This window comes from Oleiphilus sp. HI0132, from assembly GCF_001635845.1.
This window is the reverse complement of record NZ_LWGJ01001486.1, coordinates 1-1,291: the sequence shown is the minus strand read 5'-3', so window position 1 is coordinate 1,291 and position 1,291 is coordinate 1. Positions and strand designations below refer to the sequence as shown.

Sequence of the window (1,291 nt, the reverse complement as noted above, 5' to 3'; positions counted from 1 at the left end):
TTGATCTTCAAAATGTCATCATAACTTGAGATTCGATTGCTGGGGCTTGTATCTTGTCCCGCCCTGAGCCAAAGAGATTGAACCTCTTGCGTAAGCGCCAGCGCTTTTCGGTTATCATCAATGTCTGAACTTTTCTGGCTGAGCTGATCCTCAAAGCTTTGTAAACGATGCTCATACTCGAGAACTAGTTTAGAAATTTGCTCATCTGCGATCGATTGAACCTAAACTCAACACCCAAAGCAACGTTGTTACCGACGAAAACGCCCAGCGCTGTTTCGAATAAAAACTTAGACCTTGCATTATCGCCGCCGTAACCGAGCAAACCGAGTTCATTTGCATTACTGTAGCGAATATTCGCATTCACAAAGCTAGTATGATGAAACAATCCGTCGATCCACGCTTTTGCAGCACTTAGATAGAAATCAGTTCCGCTGCTATCTTTAGCGCCAACAAGATTGATCACACCCGCATCAATGAGTCTTTTTTGCTGTGTACCGATACTGATTACCGGTAATGTGTCATAAACCAAATCGCCAAAAAGTCGAACCTTCAGACCAATAATATTTTGTCTCACCGATTGCGATAATGCATCAACATAAAAGTCCTGATGAGCGAAGCTGAATTCGATACGGTCTCGAAAATTAATCAAAGCTCCGTGCACGCTCATATTATAATCATCAACGTCCACTTCACTTGCGACTATGCTGAAACCTAGCTCGTCTCTAGTAGCGTACCCCCCTAACGGCGCCCAAGGAATTAAACCTCCTCCTGCACTACCTTCGATAGAGGTAACACCCGAAGTACCCAATAACTTACTACCCGCTGCATTAACAGAGCTTGTAAAAAACAAGATCAAAATTACTAATGCAATACAGAATTTCGGAGCATAATTCATTCTTCTATCTCACTTGGTCGTCAGCGCCAGCGCTTCTTATTAAACTTAGTATTTTTCGTTGATTTGATCTCAATGACTACGGTTTGTGGAGAATTCACATCAAACTCAGACACCTTAAGAGGCTTTGCAGTGTTTTTTAACAGAGGGTGCCATACAAAAAACTCTGATGGCACTTTTTCCGGCACAGCCAAACTCGCTCGACCTTTACTGTCTGTTTTGCTTGCATAAGGTGTATCTATAACCAAAATATACCCAAGCATTGAATCGTGTATATTGCACCCTAGTGCCACGACGCCTGGCGTTTCAAACTTGATAGGAGATTCCGGCTTGTCGGCGTAAAGCTTTATTTCAAAGCGCTTTGGCTCTGAAAACGAATAAACATGATGTCTAATATTG

At 42.5% G+C, this 1,291-nt stretch carries 1 protein-coding gene and 1 pseudogene; both read right to left on the bottom strand.

Annotation, left to right across the window (positions count from 1 at the left end):
* Window positions 1-184: 184 nt before the first annotated feature.
* Window positions 185-895: a DUF3034 family protein gene (locus tag A3766_RS23025; protein WP_068507687.1), complete on the bottom strand. Its 711-nt coding sequence runs from the start codon at window positions 893-895 to the stop codon at window positions 185-187.
* A 20-nt stretch (window positions 896-915) separates the two neighbouring features.
* Window positions 916-1,291 (bottom strand): annotated as a pseudogene (locus A3766_RS31440) (methylamine utilization protein); the annotation flags it as partial.